This window comes from Hymenobacter terrigena, from assembly GCF_054776515.1.
In genome coordinates, this window is sequence record NZ_BAAHBU010000004.1 from 503697 (window position 1) to 517951 (window position 14255).

A 14255-nucleotide genomic window follows, 5' to 3' on the forward strand; every position below is an offset into this window, starting at 1 on the left:
TCTGACAACTCTTAACTCCTAACTCTTAACTCTTAACTTACTTGGCGTAATTCGCCGAAACGTCCTTGGCTACCTCGCGGATGGCCTTGGTGCCAGCGTCCTCCAGCTTGCCGGCTTTCAGGGCCTTCAGCACGTCGGGGTAGCGCGAGTTCATCACCTGGCCGAACTCCTTCTCGAACTCCCGCACGCGGTTCACGGGCACGGTGTCGAGGAGGCCGTTGGTGGCGGCATAGATGATGGCCACCTGGTCCTCCACCTTCACGGGCGAGTACTGGGGCTGCTTTAGGATTTCGAGGTTGCGACGGCCACGCTCGATGGTGAGCTTGGTCGAGGCGTCGAGGTCGGAGCCGAACTTGGCGAAAGCTTCCAGCTCGCGGAACTGGGCCTGGTCAAGCTTCAGCGTACCGGCCACTTTCTTCATCGACTTAATCTGAGCGTTACCACCCACGCGCGACACCGAGATACCCACGTTGATGGCCGGGCGCACGCCCGAGTTGAACAGGTTGGTCTCGAGGAAAATCTGGCCGTCCGTAATCGAAATCACGTTGGTCGGGATGTAAGCCGATACGTCGCCAGCCTGCGTCTCAATCAGGGGAAGAGCCGTCAGCGAACCGCCGCCTTTCACCAGGTGCTTGATGCTGTCGGGGAGGTCGTTCATATCCCGCGCAATCTCGTCCGAGGAGTTGATTTTAGCGGCCCGCTCCAGCAAACGGCTGTGCAGGTAGAATACGTCGCCAGGGTAAGCCTCGCGGCCCGGGGGACGACGGAGCAGCAACGACACCTCGCGGTAAGCCACGGCCTGCTTCGACAAGTCATCGTACACCACGAGGGCCGGACGACCCGTGTCGCGGAAGAATTCGCCGATAGCAGCACCCGTGAAAGGCGCATAGAATTGCAGCGGAGCCGGGTCAGAAGCCGAAGCGGCTACTACCACGGTGTAGTCCATCGCGCCGCCTTTAGTCAGGGCGTTCACCACTTGGGCCACGGTCGACGCCTTCTGGCCGATAGCCACGTAGATGCAGAACACGGGCTTGCCGGCCTCGAAGAATTCGCGCTGGTTGATGATGGTATCGATGGCCACGGCCGACTTACCCGTCTGGCGGTCACCGATAATCAGCTCGCGCTGGCCCCGGCCAATCGGAATCATCGCGTCAATCGACTTGATGCCGGTCTGCATAGGCTCCGTCACGGGCTGACGGAAAATTACGCCGGGGGCTTTGCGCTCCAGCGGCATGTCGTACAGCTCGCCGGCAATGGGGCCGCGGCCGTCGATGGGCTGGCCCAGCGTGTCCACCACGCGGCCCACGATGCCCTCGCCTACTTTGATGGAGGCGATTTTGTTGGTGCGTTTCACCGTGGCGCCTTCCCGGATTTCCGAGTAGTCGCCCAGCATTACGGCACCCACGTTGTCTTCTTCCAGGTTGAGCACAAGGCCTTGCAGGCCGTTCTCGAATTCAATCAGCTCGCCGGCTTGAGCTTTGCTCAAACCGTAGATGCGGGCCACGCCGTCGCCAACCTGCAACACGGTGCCGACTTCTTCGAGCTCGGCTTCGGACTTGAAATTGGACAGTTGCTGCCGCAGGATTGCGGAGACTTCATCCGGACGTACTTCTGCCATTTTGGGAGGGAATAAGGTATAGGGAACACGGGATATGGGGCGGGGACGACGGGAACTTATCCCCTATCCCAACTTCCCTATACCCTACAGTTTTTGTTGGTAAGAATTTTCTTGCAGCGACGTGCGCAGCTTGCGAAGGCTGGTCCGCACGGAATCGTCAATCTGATTATCGCCCACCCGCAGCACGAAGCCGCCGATAAGTTCGGGGTCAACTTTCTCGGTGAGCTGTACCTCAGCAAGACCGGTTTGCTTGGTCACCAGCGCCCGAATCTCGGCACGCGAAGCGGGCGTGAGCGGCGTAGCCGACGTGACTTGAGCCGACTGTATGCCCTGCATTACGTTGTACTGCGCCAGAAACTCGGGCCCAATGCCCTCGATAGCCGACTCGCGGTTTTTCTCGGTGAGGATGGTGAAGAAGCGCATCGTCATGTCCGACACCTTGCCTTTGAAGATGGCGTTCAGGATGGCCAGCTTCTTGTCGTGCTTCACAATCGGGTTGCGCAGCAGCAGGCGTAGCTCGCGGCTTTCGGCCATGGTCTTGCTCAGCAGGTCCATGTCGTCTTTCACTGCGCTCAGGGTGCCCATCTCCTTGCCCAAGTCGAGGAGCGACTTGGCGTAGCGGGCCGCTACTCGTTGGTCAGCCATTGGTTGGTTGTTGTTGTCATGCTGAGCGTGCGAAGCATCTTATCACGCCTGCTCGGCTCGGGTAGTTACTAAATTCTGGCGAAAGCAGCGGTGATAAGATGCTTCCTTCGTCAGCAGGACAGAAACTAGTTCAGTTTCACGTCTTTCAGGTAAGAATCGACCAGCTGCGTTTGGGCGGCGGGGTCGGTCAGCTCGCGGCGCAAGATGCGCTCGGCAATGTCGAGCGACAGCTTGGCAGCGGTGTTTTTCACTTCGGCCAGGGCCGCGTTTTTCTCCTGTTGGATGGCTTCGCGGGCTTGCTGGATGATGGTGTTGGCTTCGGCCGTAGCGCGGGCCTTTTCGGCTTCGCGGTGCTGGTTGGCCATTTGGGTGGCCTCCTGCATCATGCGGTCGCGCTCGAGGCGGGCGTCGGTCAGCAACTTCTCGTTGCCGGCTTTCAGCTGCTGCATTTCAATCTTGGCCTGGTCGGCCATGCGCAGGGCGCCTTCGATGCTGTCTTCGCGCTCTTTGAGAGCAAGCAGAATTGGCTTCCAGGCAAACTTCGCCAGCAGGAACAACACCAACAGGAAGATGACCAGTTGCCAGAAAATCAGGCCGAGTTCAGGGGATAAAAAAGCTGGCAGCATTGCTATTGTTTTTTAGAAAATGTCAACTAATCGAATAAGAGATTAGGAGCAGGTAAGCCCGCCGCGCCAACTGCGTATTGCAGCAGCGGGCGGCGGGCTTCCAACTACTTCCGGGCCCGAAGCCCGGCCCGGCACTAAACGAGTTTCGTCCAGATAAGAACGCAGACTACAACTGCGAACAGACCCAGACCTTCAATCAGAGCGGCGGCGATAATCATAGCCGTCTGGATTTTGCCCGAAGCGTCCGGCTGACGGCCGATAGCATCCATGGCGCTGCCGCCGATGCGGCCAATGCCCAGGCCAACGCCCAGAGCCACCAGACCTGCACCGATACCGGCACCCATTACAGCCAGACCAGGACCGTAGTTAGCCGCCATAGTGACAGCTTGCAACAACAAAGAGAGCAACATAAAAATTGGAAAAAGGGGAAAAAGATAAAGTTCGTCAGTCCCGCAGCGGGGGGGGGGGATTGCCACGGTCTGGCCGAAACAGCCAGTTGGTCGGATGGCGGGCATCCGTCCGGTTAAGTCAGATTAGTGGGAAACGTGGGTCGAGGCCGAGCCGTCGTCGTAGCCCATTTGCAGGTCGGCGTCGTGGTGGTCTTCCACCGCGCCACCGATGTACATCGAGGTCAGCAGCGTGAAGATGAAGGCCTGCAGAACGGCCACCAGCAGCTCAAGCACGTTGATGAACAGGCCGAAAGCCAGGGTCACCGGTGCGACAGCCCACGATTTGAAGATGAACACCAGGCTGATAAAGCTCAGCACCACGATGTGGCCCGCCGTGATGTTGGCGAACAGACGAATCATGAGCGAGAAGGGCTTGGTGAAAATGCCAATCACTTCTACGATAATCATGATAGGAAGCAGCGGCTTGGGCACGCCGGGCGTGGCGAAGATGTGGGCCCAGTAGTATTTGTTGCTCGAAGCCAGGGTGATAACCAGCGTTATCAGAGCCAGCACCATGGTCACGGCGATGTTGCCGGAGAGGTTGGCCGCGCCGGGCGTGAGGCCCAGCAGGTTGTTGAACCAGATAAAGAAGAACACCGTGAGCAGGTACGGCATGTAACGCTCGTACTTGGGGCCGATGTTTTTCTTGGCTACTTCGTCGCGGATGAAAACGATGATGGGCTCGAAAAACGACTGAATGCCTTTGGGGGCGCGGCCGTGGTTCTTGCGGTAGCCGCTGGCTACGGCGGTGAACACCACCAGCATCAAAATGGCGCTGCCGATGAGGCCGGCAACGTTTTTGGTGATGGAGAAGTCGTAGAGCTTGCTGCCGTCGGTGCTCACGAGTTTCTCGTGGTCGAGCTTCAGGCCGTCGTATTCTTTGGCGGGGCCTTCCGATTCGCCGTTGGAAATGTGCTTCGAGGAGAACACCGACAGACCCTTGCCGGGACGGTAGGCGATGATGGGCAGGTAGGTGGTGAAGTTGCCGTTGTCAGTAGCCAGCCAATGCCACTCGTGCGAATCGCCGATGTGGTGCAAAATCATTTCACCAGGATTGAAGCCTTCGGCCTTTGTGCCCTCGGCAGCGGGTTCGTTAGCAAAAACGGACAGGGAGACGAAGCAAAGGAGAATCGAGAGTAAACGCTTCATTCAAAGTTAATTAATGACCAATTCCGGGCTAACGCATTATCATTGCGCTACTTGCTTTCCTGAAATCGGCCGCAAGTTACTCAAAGTAGCCCAGATTTCAAACCCGGCCCATGAAAAGTACAGGACGAAGAAGGCGCCGAGGAAGGTCCAGACACCCCTTGGCTCGCGCGCAATTCCGCCCGCCAGCAGCCACGTGACGAGGCCCAAAGAGACAAGTAACCGGACCGTCATGCCGATGAGGTAACCCATGGCCAGGCTATGCGGGTCGCGGGCCACGAGGCGCGCCGTGAGGCTGTAGGCGAAGTAGGTGAGCGCCGCCATGACGGCAAAAAGGAGCCCGGTGCGCGGGTGCACCACGGCCGGCCCGTAGATGCGGTGCAGGGCGTAGATGGGCAAGCCCAGCGCGGCGGTGAAGACCAGAAACTGACGCAGGAACTTGGGCATAGACGTTACGAACGGTGCGGCCGCGCCTTACAGCGACTCCTTGGTGAGGCTGCGGATGACCTGGAACACGGCCGCGAACACGCCCAGCAGCAGCAGGCCAATGGTGAGCCAGGGCTGGGTGTGGAAACGACCGTCGAGCCAGGTGCCCAGCCAGGCGCTGCCCCCGATGATGGCCAGCATCTGGAAAGCCAGGCCGGAATACTTCATGACGGCCTGTAGGCGGTTGTTGCCGGCGGGCTGAGGGTCGGAGGGAGTGGGCATGGGCGGGATGGGAAAGACGGTTGACAAAGTTACGGCGCGGGCGGGGCTACGTTTGCCCGGGGAAAAACGTAATTTTACCCGTGCGGCTTCGTTATCTGACAGAGCCGTCGAACATTTCCGGCTGCTTTGGGCGTTCCGGCTGCTCCGGGCCGTCCTTTCCCTCGCTTTGATTTTGACACATTATTCGCTGACATATCGCTGGGCAGCGCTGCTCACCTTCCTGCTGGGAGTGGGGGCGGCGGGCTGCGCATCGGACAAAAACCTGGTGGCGCACGCCTTCAACAACGTGGCCGCCCGCGACAATGCCTACTTTCTGGCCCGCGAAAAGCTGCACGCCGCCGAGGACAAGATGTACGCGGCCCGGGTGAACGACTACAACCAGACGCTGCCGCTGTTTCCGACGCTGGACAGTGCCAGTGTGAAGGCCAACCGGGCCGATTTGAACGACATCATCAAGAAGGCCTCAATGCCGATTCAGAACCGGCCGGGCTCGGACTGGACGGATGACGCTTACATCTTGGTGGGCTGGGCGCGGTTTTATCAGATGCAGTTTGACGACGCGGCGCAGACCTTTAAGTATGTAAACTCGACCAGCAAGGACGCCAATGCCAAGCACGAGGCGCTGATTGGGCTGATGCGCACGTTTGTGGCGCAGGGCGAGATGGAAAGCGCCAAAGCCGTATCGGACCTGCTGGACAAGGAAGAGGGCCTGCCGCAGGATGCGCGCCAGCTGTTTCTGACGCGCGCCGACTACTACATCCGCACGGAGGAGCCGGCCAAGGCCATTCCGCAGTTGGAGAAGGCCATTCCCCTCATTGAGTTCAAGAACGAGCGGTCGCGCACGCGCTACATTCTGGCGCAGCTGTACCAGGATGCCGGCGAGAACAAGAAGGCCTACGAGCAGCTGGAGCAGATTATCGCCCGCAACCCGCCGTACGAGCTGGACTTTCAGGCCAAGCTGATGCTGCCGCAGGTATCGGACCTGAGCCCGGCCGACCGCGTGAAGCTCAACAAGAACTTCGCCGCCCTGCTGAAGGACCCAAAGAACAAGGACTACCGCGACAAAATCTACTACGAGATGGCGCGGCTCAACTACCGCGAACAGAACTACCCCGAGGCGTTGAAGCTGCTGCGGCAGTCCATAAAAGCGACGACCACCAACCGCCTCCAGAAAAGCTATACCTACCTGCTGGCCGGCCGCATCTACTACGAGAATTTGCAGAAGTACCGCCTTGCGGCAGCGTACTACGACAGCACGGTGCAGAACCTCAACAAGGAGGCCAAGACCTACGCCGCCATCAAGGAGCGCAGCGGCATCCTGAAGGATTTTGCCAAACAGTACACCATCATCGAAACGCAGGACAGCTTGCAGGCACTGGCCAAGCTGGCACCCGATGCATTGAATCAGCAGCTCAATACTTACGCCGAAGCTGAACTAGCGGCCAAAAAAGCTGCCGCTGACCGACTTGCCGCGCAGCAGAAGAAGCAAGCGGCGGCCGCTGAGTTTGCCGGGCGCACCACTTCGAGCAGCAGCAACCTGGGCAGCAACCTGCCCGGCGGCGCGCCCAGCCCCGACCCGATGGCGTTTGACCCCACGGCCGTGGCGTCGGGAGCGCAGTGGTATTTTGATAATCCGGCCACGCTGGGCACGGCCCGTGCCGACTTCATCCGGAAGTGGGGCGACCGGCAGCTGCAGGACAACTGGCGCACCAGCCGGCAGGCCAGCAGCTCGCCCAACACGACGGCCAACGGCGGCGTGCCCTTGTCGATGACGGGCAACGATAACACGCGGGTAAACGGCGGCCGGCCCGATTCGGCGGCTACGGCCGCCGCGGCCAACCCCGACGCCGCCCGGAATGCCCTGGTGGCGCAGTACCGCGCCGCGATTCCTACTACGCCCGCCCAGCTGGCGGCTTCCGATAAGCAGGTGGAAGGCGCGATGTATGAGTTGGCTGGCATCTACAAAGAGCAGTTGAAGGAGCGCGAGAAAGGCTTCGAAACCTATGAAAAGCAGGTGACCCGCTACGCGCGCGGCGAACATGCCCCCGATGCTTATTACCTGCTGTACCTCTATTACAAGGACAAGCCCGATGCGGCCAAAACGGCGCAGTACGCGGCGGCGCTGCAACGCGAATTCCCACAGTCGCTCTACGCCAAGCTCATTGCCGACCCGCTGTACCGCGAGCACCAGCTGGCCCTGCACAATGCCGTGGCCAGCCGCGTCGATTCGGCCTTTACCTACTACAAAAACCAGGAATTCCGCAAGGCCACGGCCGTATTGGCGCGCACCGAGCAGCAATACCCCAAGAGCGACCTCAGCGACCGGGTGGCTTACCTGAAAACGCTGCTCGTGATTCGGACGCAGCCGCCGCTCACGGCCCGCTCCTCGGTGGAGCAGTTCTATAAGGATTTCCCAGAAAGCCCGCTGGTACCGCAGGCCCAGGCGCTGGCCGCCACTTATCAGAAGAAAGACAATGGCCAGATTGCTGGCGCGCTGGCATCTACCGAAAAGCCCGTGGTGTCCATCTTCCGCCCCGGCGAAATCGACAACCGGATACGCATCGTGTATCGGGAAGGCGACACCCCGGCCAAAGCGCTGGGGCCGACGTCTCCGCCCCCCGGCGCGCCAACCCCTCCCACCGCGCCGGCATCGGATGCTATGCGCGTCCTGCCCAAGCGCTCGGCGGCCGTTGAAGCCAAGCCAGAAGCGGAGGTTCCAGCTGGCGCAGCTGGCTCGGCAATGACTCCTTCAAAAGAAACTCCGACTACCGCTCCGGCCGCAAACGCAGTTCCCGTACTCACGCCGGGCGGGGCACCAGTTACAGCAGCTCCGGTTCGCAAGGGCCGGCCGACCCGTAAGCAATTGGCGGAGGAAGCTGCTGCGAAAAAGGCGGCCGCAGCCGCGGCAACTCCCGCTGCCGGCGCATCGCCAACCACCGCAGAGAGCAGCCCGGCCAACAATGCACCTGCATCTGCTACCGCACCGGTTACGGCTGGTTCCCCGGCCGCTACCACGGCTACGCCAGCAACGGCAGCCCCCGTACACAAGGGTCGCCCCACGCGCAAGCAATTGGCCGATGAGGCCGCCGCAAAAGCAGCAGCGGCTAAAGCGGCGGCAGTAACGGGTGGTACCTCCGGCAGTTCGACTCCTGCGCCGGGCAACACCGCTCCGACAACTGCTGCTCCAGTTTCCACCCCGGCAGCCACGCCTACCACCGGAGCCAGCACGGCTTCCTCAGCTCCGGCCACGGCCTATACCACGCAGTTGAACAGCCCCCACGTGGTAGTGCTGGCATTTCCGAAAGACTCGCCCGCTTTGGCGGGCCTAGCGGCGCAACTGGCCACGTATAATACCCGTTTCTTCAAGGCGAATAACCTGACGGTGGAATCTGTGCCGCTAGGAGCTGACCAGGAACTTGTCGTAGTGAAAACGTTGCCTTGGGCCAAAGTGGCCCAGAGCTACGCCACCAAGCTGCGCGGGCCGCAGTCGCCGCTGGCCAAGCTGCGCGGGGCCGGTTACCAGACGTTGGTTATTAGCCCGGAGAACCTAGCCTTGCTGCAAGCCAGCGGCGACTTGGCGGGGTATTTGACCTTCTACCAGCGTGTTTACAAATAGCCGGTTGTCGACCTGAGCAGTACTTCAAAGCCTCCGGCGCGGCCGGAGGCTTTATTTTTGCTGAATAATTCCGTTTTTGATTCCTATGCCCACCTCCTCCCCTGCTCGTCGTCCCAAGCCTATGCCCCCGAAACCGGCCCGTTCGGGGCGGTTCACGGCGTTTGTGCGTACCATGTGGCTGCTGTTTGGCGTGGGCGTGGTGGGCCTGGGCCTGTTTGTGCTGGCCGTGAGCGGCAACTTCCTGAACCTGTTCGGACGCATGCCCAACCTCAAAAGCCTCGAAAACCCGCGCTCGGAGCTGGCCTCCGAGATTTATTCGGCCGATGGCGTACTGCTGGGCAAGTATTTCCGCGAAAACCGCACCCCCGTCGACTTCAAGGACCTGCCGCAGAACCTGATTGACGCCCTGATTGCCACCGAGGACGTGCGTTTCGAGCAGCACTCGGGCATCGATGCCAAGAGTGTGCTGCGGGCGGTGACGGGTGTGCTCACCTTTTCGCACAACGGCGGCGGCTCCACGCTCACGCAGCAGGTAGCCAAGGTGCTGTTCCGCACCCGGGGCGACCTGAACGATGGAACCCTGAACGGCACCGGAAAGCTGGGCCTGCTCATCACGAAGACCAAGGAATGGATTCTGGCCATTCGGCTGGAGCGCAACTACACGAAGCGCGAAATCATTCGGATGTACTTCAACACCGTGGAGTACGGCTCCAACGCCTTCGGCATCAACACAGCGGCCAAGACCTTCTTCAACAAATCGCCCAAGAGCCTGACCACGCCCGAGGCCGCCACCCTGGTGGGCATCGTGAACGCGCCGGGCCGCTTCAGCCCCGTGCTGCACCCCGACCGCTCGCGCAAGCGCCGCAACTGGGTGCTGCGCCAGATGGCCAAGTCCAACTACATCACCGCCACCGAGTTGGCCCAGGATACCGCCAAGGCTATTGTGCTGCACTACTCCGTGGAGAACCCCAGCAAGGGTCTGGCCCCCTATTTCCGGGCCGAGGTGGTGAAGTCGCTGCTGAGTTGGGCCAAGGAAACCGACCACGACCTGTACGCCGACGGCCTGAAAATCTACACCACCATCGACTCGCGCATGCAGGCCTACGCCGAGAAGTCGATGGCTGAGCACATGACGCTTCAGCAGAAATGGTTTTCGGCCCACTGGAAGGGCCAGCTGCCCTGGCGCGATGAGAACGGAAAGGTCATCCCCAACTTCCTCGTGAATTCCATGCGCCGCACCCAGCGTTACAAGTCGCTGATGGCCCAGTACGACGGCAACCGCGACTCCGTCAACTACTACCTGCACAAGAAATACAAGATGCCGGTGTTCACCTGGCAGGGCGAAAAGGAGATGCTGATGTCGCCCTACGACTCGCTCGAATACTACAAGCGCTACCTCCAGGCTGGGTTCATGGCCATGAACCCGCTGAACGGCCAGGTGAAAGCCTGGGTAGGCGGCCCCAACTACAAGTTCTTCAAGTTCGACCACGTGCGCCAGGGCAAGCGCCAGCCCGGCTCCACGTTCAAGCCCATCGTGTACGCCGCCGCCATCGACCAAGGCTACTCGCCCTGCTACCCGCGCCCCGACGTGGCCACCACCTTCCCCGCCGTGGCCGGCCGCGCCGCCTACACGCCCCACAACTTTGAGGGCGGCTTCTCGGGCCGCACCTTCACGCTGCGCCAGGCCCTGGCCCGCTCCATGAACTCCATCACCGCCTGGCTCGTGATGAAGCTCGGCCCCGAAACCATCGCCAAATACGCCAAGCAGTTGGGCATCACCTCGCCTGTCGATGCCGTGCCCTCCATGGGCTTTGGCACCTCCGATTGCAGCATTTATGAGCTGTGCGGCGTGTATTCCACCTTCGTGAACAAGGGCGTGCATACCGAGCCCATCATGGTCACCCGCATCGAGGACAAGAACGGCAACGTGCTACGCGAATTCATACCTCAGACCAAGGAAGTGCTCGGTGAGGAAGTGGCCTACATCATGACCAACATGCTGCAAGCCAGCACCACCGAGCCCGGCGGCACCAGCACCATCCTGCACACCGGCTTCAAATTCCCCTATGAAATCGGGGCCAAAACCGGCACCACCAGCAACTACTCCGATGCCTGGTTCATGGGCATCACCCCCGACCTGGTGTGCGGCATGTGGGTGGGCGGCGAAGACCGCAGCATCCACTTCCGCACCGGCACCTACGGCCAGGGCGCCCGCGAGGCCCTGCCGCTCTACGGCCTGTTCATGCAGAAGGTGTACAAGGACAAGAGCATCGGCATCAACACCGGCCCCTTCCCCGCTCCTGCCGCCCCGCTTAGCATCGAAATCGACTGTTCGAAGTACTACGGCGGTCAGCGCGACACCATTCCCGCCGACCAGAAAATGCAGGTGCCCGACGCGGGAGATTTGGACGATAAGGATATCTAGTCTCCACTTTAAACCGTGGCATTTGCCTTTTTTCAAAAATGACCGGCGACTTTTGCCGGTCATTTTTTGTTATTTCCGTACGCTGAACTGCGGGCTTTTCTCGCCGCATTCTGCCGAATTCGTCTGTCTAACTCTGCGCTATGGCCGCCAACCCCGAACTGCAAGCCCAAATCTCTGCCCTGCCCCACAAGCCCGGCGTCTACAAGTATTTCGATGACGAGGGCATCATCTACGTAGGCAAGGCCATCGACCTGCGCAAGCGCGTGAGCAGCTACTTCACCAAAAATGACCACAACAAGAAAACCCAGCAGTTGGTCCGCAACATCAAGCGGCTGGAGTTTACCATTGTCGACAGCGAATCTGATGCCTTCCTACTCGAAAACAACCTCATCAAGCAGCACCAGCCCAAGTACAACATCCTGCTGAAAGATGGCAAAACCTACCCCTTCCTCTGCCTCACCAACGAGCGGTTCCCGCGCCTCATCCCCACCCGCAACAAGATTAACGACGGCTCGCGCTACTACGGCCCCTACGCCAATGGCACCGCCCTCAACGTGCTCCTGGAGCTCATCCGCGCCCTCTACCCTCTCCGCACCTGCAACTACAACCTGAGCCAGCAGAACGTCGAAGCCGGCAAGTTTAAGCCCTGTCTGGAGCTGCAAATTGGCAACTGCAACGCCCCCTGCATCGCCCGCGAAGACGAGACCACCTACAACACCTATATCCAGCAAATCCGCAACATCCTCAACGGCGACCTGCGCATTCCCAAGCAGTATTTCCGCGAGCGCATGAGCGCCGCCGCACAAGACATGCAGTACGAGCTGGCCCACCAGTTCAAGGTCAAGCTCGATAAGCTAGAAGCCTTCCAGGCCAAATCCACCATCGTGAGCGACACGCTCACCAACATCGACGTGTTCGCCATCGCCAGCAACGAGAAATCGGGCTTCATCACCTATTTAAAAGTGATGAACGGCAGCATCATCCTCACCCAATCCCTCGAAGTCACCAAAAAGCTCGACGAGGATGACGCCGAAATCCTCGCCCCGCTCATCATGCAGCTCCGCCAGGAATTCGAAAGCGAGTCGCGTGAAATCCTCACCAACGTCGCCGTTGAGTTGCCCCTGCCCGGCACCACCCTCACCGTCCCCCAAATCGGCGACAAACGCAAGCTGCTAGAGCTCGCCATCAAAAACGTGCTTTACGCCCGCAAGGAGAAGGAAAGCATGAACGAGAAGAGCAAGGACGTGAACGAGGTGCGCATCATGGAAACCATCAAAAAGGACCTGCGCCTCACCGAGTTGCCCAAGCACATCGAGTGCTTCGACAACTCTAACTTCCAAGGCGATAACCCCGTCTCGGCTATGGTTTGCTTCCGTAACGCCAAGCCCAGCAAGAAAGACTACCGCCACTACCACGTCAAAACCGTGGTCGGCCCCAACGACTTCGATACCATGTACGAAGTCGTCACGCGCCGCTACCGCCGCCTGGTCGACGAAGGTGCCAGCCTCCCCCAACTTGTCATCATCGATGGCGGCAAAGGCCAGCTCAGCATGGCCGTCAAAGCCCTGAAAGACCTCAACCTGTGGGGCCAGATTCCCGTCATCGGCATTGCCAAGCGCCTCGAAGAAATCTACGTCCCCAACGACCCCCTCCCCATCTACATCGACAAACGGAGCGAGTCCCTGCGCCTCTTCCAGCGCATGCGCGACGAAGTCCACCGCTTCGGCATCACCTTCCACCGTTCCCGCCGCGACGCCGGCACCCTCAAAACCGAGCTCACCGATGTCAAAGGTCTCGGCCCCATCACCGCCGACAAGCTCCTCAACAAGTTCAAGTCCGTCAAGAAAATCCGTGAGCTCAGCGAAACCGAATTAATCGCCGAAGTTGGCAAAGCCAAAGCCAAAATCCTCCAAACCTACTTCGCCGAAAACGATGCCCCAGCCCACCCCATGCCTCCCCGACAGTTACCGGCCTAAGCATCTATCATCAAACAAAAAGGCCACCGCATTGCTGCGGTGGCCTTTTTGTTTCAGTAACCGAATGATGCTAGAAGCTCCACAGGTTGTATTCATACTCTACCAGGTCAGCCGCCGTCTGCTGAGCAGCGAGAATGCCCTGTTGGGCACCGCCGTAGATATCATCCAAACGGCTGTCGCCAGCATTCGATACCTTGGTGATGTAGGAGTTGAACAACCACAGCTCAAATGCATCAGCGAGGTTCTTATGCTGTGCATCGTTCTCGGCGTTGAACCAGATGGCATTCTGCGGATTGTTGCGGAATACCTTCACCAAGTCGCTGTATTTGAAGTAGCCAATCGGCTTTTCAATACCCGAGGTGTTGGCGGGCAACGTCGAAGGAACAAAAAGGCCAATGGACTTAATGTCGTGATACATTCGCGACCGTTTCTTGTCGAAAATCATATCTTCCTTCAACTCCATCTCATACAGGTCTTTGTACCGGTACAGGTTGGCGGGGGGGGGAGGCGGGGCTACCGGAGCAACTGCTACGGTTTCGTAAATGGTTTTGCCCTTTTTGTCCTTCATCGGCTTGCCATTGGCCCCAATCTTGGGCTGGCGAACCGTCTTGGCACCGGTGGTTTTCTTTTTAGGAGCCCCCCAGTCATCACCGCCACCGCCCAGGTCGGACTGGCTGAAACCAGCTGCCTTTTCCTCGTCGCTCAGTTTCACAGCTTCGTCGGCAAACGACATATTACCGGAAACTTCCGTCGGCGTCAGCGTAGACGTCAGCGAATCATTCTTGAATGCCTGTAATTCGCCGCGCTTCACTGCCTCCAGAATCACCCGGCTGATTTCTTTGCCTTCGGAGAACATGGGCTTGTTCTGCTTCTCGCGCAGGTCTACCTGCCGCCAGATGCTCTTGCGAAACATTTGGTCCGACGGCGGAATCGGCCGGTGCGAGCCCGTGCTGCTCGCCGTAGTGGCTTGCTCCTGGGCCGAAACCGACAGAGAAAGCGACAGGCCCGCCGCAATGGCGGCCAAGGTGTGAATGGATTTCATAACG

At 59.7% G+C, this 14255-nt stretch carries 11 protein-coding genes; 3 read left to right on the forward strand and 8 right to left on the reverse strand.

The window, feature by feature from the left end; all coding sequences use genetic code 11:
- Positions 1 to 37: 37 nt before the first annotated feature.
- From atpA to ACYU7Q_RS18680, 7 genes are all read right to left on the reverse strand, one after another.
- Positions 38 to 1618 (reverse strand): F0F1 ATP synthase subunit alpha, encoded by a 1581-nt coding sequence (atpA, locus tag ACYU7Q_RS18650; RefSeq protein WP_460610950.1) that lies wholly within the window; start codon positions 1616 to 1618, stop codon positions 38 to 40.
- A gap of 84 nt (positions 1619 to 1702) precedes the next feature.
- Positions 1703 to 2263 (reverse strand): F0F1 ATP synthase subunit delta, encoded by a 561-nt coding sequence (gene atpH, locus ACYU7Q_RS18655; RefSeq protein ID WP_460610951.1) that lies wholly within the window; start codon positions 2261 to 2263, stop codon positions 1703 to 1705.
- Positions 2264 to 2388: 125 nt separating this feature from the next.
- Complete coding sequence (atpF, locus tag ACYU7Q_RS18660; protein ID WP_354583743.1) at positions 2389 to 2889, reverse strand: F0F1 ATP synthase subunit B; 501 nt, start codon at positions 2887 to 2889, stop codon at positions 2389 to 2391.
- A gap of 134 nt (positions 2890 to 3023) precedes the next feature.
- Positions 3024 to 3299, reverse strand: a complete 276-nt coding sequence (gene atpE, locus ACYU7Q_RS18665; RefSeq protein WP_460610952.1) for an ATP synthase F0 subunit C — start codon at positions 3297 to 3299, stop codon at positions 3024 to 3026.
- A 123-nt stretch (positions 3300 to 3422) separates the two neighbouring features.
- Positions 3423 to 4487: a FoF1 ATP synthase subunit a gene (gene atpB, locus ACYU7Q_RS18670; protein WP_460610953.1), complete on the reverse strand. Its 1065-nt coding sequence runs from the start codon at positions 4485 to 4487 to the stop codon at positions 3423 to 3425.
- A 39-nt stretch (positions 4488 to 4526) separates the two neighbouring features.
- Positions 4527 to 4931, reverse strand: a complete 405-nt coding sequence (locus ACYU7Q_RS18675) for a hypothetical protein (protein WP_460610954.1) — start codon at positions 4929 to 4931, stop codon at positions 4527 to 4529.
- A 27-nt stretch (positions 4932 to 4958) separates the two neighbouring features.
- Positions 4959 to 5192 carry an AtpZ/AtpI family protein gene (locus tag ACYU7Q_RS18680; RefSeq protein WP_460610955.1) on the reverse strand — a complete coding sequence of 78 codons (234 nt, stop codon included), beginning with the start codon at positions 5190 to 5192 and terminating at the stop codon, positions 4959 to 4961.
- Between the two features lie 166 nt (positions 5193 to 5358).
- On the opposite strand from ACYU7Q_RS18680, the gene porW reads away from it, so the two are divergent.
- From porW to uvrC, 3 genes are all read left to right on the forward strand, one after another.
- Complete coding sequence (gene porW / locus ACYU7Q_RS18685) at positions 5359 to 8808, forward strand: type IX secretion system periplasmic lipoprotein PorW/SprE (RefSeq protein WP_460610956.1); 3450 nt, start codon at positions 5359 to 5361, stop codon at positions 8806 to 8808.
- An 85-nt stretch (positions 8809 to 8893) separates the two neighbouring features.
- On the forward strand, positions 8894 to 11233 hold the full coding sequence (locus tag ACYU7Q_RS18690; protein ID WP_460610957.1) for a penicillin-binding protein 1A: 2340 nt from the start codon (positions 8894 to 8896) through the stop codon (positions 11231 to 11233).
- 140 nt (positions 11234 to 11373) lie between these two features.
- On the forward strand, positions 11374 to 13209 hold the full coding sequence (gene uvrC, locus ACYU7Q_RS18695; protein WP_460610958.1) for an excinuclease ABC subunit UvrC: 1836 nt from the start codon (positions 11374 to 11376) through the stop codon (positions 13207 to 13209).
- 70 nt (positions 13210 to 13279) lie between these two features.
- Here the strand turns inward: uvrC and porN are convergent, their stop codons facing one another.
- Complete coding sequence (gene porN / locus ACYU7Q_RS18700; RefSeq protein WP_460610959.1) at positions 13280 to 14251, reverse strand: type IX secretion system ring subunit PorN/GldN; 972 nt, start codon at positions 14249 to 14251, stop codon at positions 13280 to 13282.
- Positions 14252 to 14255: the final 4 nt, after the last annotated feature.

Coding starts and splice junctions, on each gene's coding strand:
- ACYU7Q_RS18680 (WP_460610955.1), bottom strand. CDS start 5,192: ATGCCCACTCCCTCCGACCCTCAGCCCGCCGGCAACAACCGCCTACAG.
- ACYU7Q_RS18690 (WP_460610957.1), top strand. CDS start 8,894: ATGCCCACCTCCTCCCCTGCTCGTCGTCCCAAGCCTATGCCCCCGAAA.
- atpE (WP_460610952.1), bottom strand. CDS start 3,299: ATGTTGCTCTCTTTGTTGTTGCAAGCTGTCACTATGGCGGCTAACTAC.
- ACYU7Q_RS18675 (WP_460610954.1), bottom strand. CDS start 4,931: ATGCCCAAGTTCCTGCGTCAGTTTCTGGTCTTCACCGCCGCGCTGGGC.
- uvrC (WP_460610958.1), top strand. CDS start 11,374: ATGGCCGCCAACCCCGAACTGCAAGCCCAAATCTCTGCCCTGCCCCAC.
- atpF (WP_354583743.1), bottom strand. CDS start 2,889: ATGCTGCCAGCTTTTTTATCCCCTGAACTCGGCCTGATTTTCTGGCAA.
- atpB (WP_460610953.1), bottom strand. CDS start 4,487: ATGAAGCGTTTACTCTCGATTCTCCTTTGCTTCGTCTCCCTGTCCGTT.
- atpH (WP_460610951.1), bottom strand. CDS start 2,263: ATGGCTGACCAACGAGTAGCGGCCCGCTACGCCAAGTCGCTCCTCGAC.
- atpA (WP_460610950.1), bottom strand. CDS start 1,618: ATGGCAGAAGTACGTCCGGATGAAGTCTCCGCAATCCTGCGGCAGCAA.
- porN (WP_460610959.1), bottom strand. CDS start 14,251: ATGAAATCCATTCACACCTTGGCCGCCATTGCGGCGGGCCTGTCGCTT.